Annotated in this window: 1 pseudogene; it reads left to right on the top strand. The window is 43.0% G+C overall.

Features of this window, described 5'->3' with window-relative positions:
- Nucleotides 1-148, top strand: a pseudogene (locus tag LKX83_RS32530) (purine-nucleoside phosphorylase); the annotation flags it as partial.
- Nucleotides 149-270: the final 122 nt, after the last annotated feature.

The following is a 270-nucleotide window of genomic DNA, read 5'->3' as shown; positions in this document are numbered from 1 at the left end:
AGCCAAATATGGCGTCCATGCCTTATCCATCTTAACGGTAAGCGATCATATCTTTACCGGAGAGGAGACAACGTCAGAAGAGCGTCAGACGACATTTAACGATATGATTGTAATGGCGCTTGAGACAGCCGCTGCACAAACAGCATAAAGATAAATCAGCACAGCATGAGGATGTACTTCTAGAGAGGTATATCCTCTTTTTTTGTAAAAGCAGAGCTGACAGCGGCGGACTTGTAACCATCTTTTCCCAAACATATAATAGAGTACGAA

It is taken from the genome of Cohnella baijiui (assembly GCF_020731285.1).
Taxonomy (GTDB): Bacteria; Bacillota; Bacilli; order Paenibacillales; family Paenibacillaceae; genus Cohnella.
The sequence above is the reverse complement of the archived record's forward strand: the minus strand, read 5'-3'. Positions and strand labels throughout refer to the sequence as shown.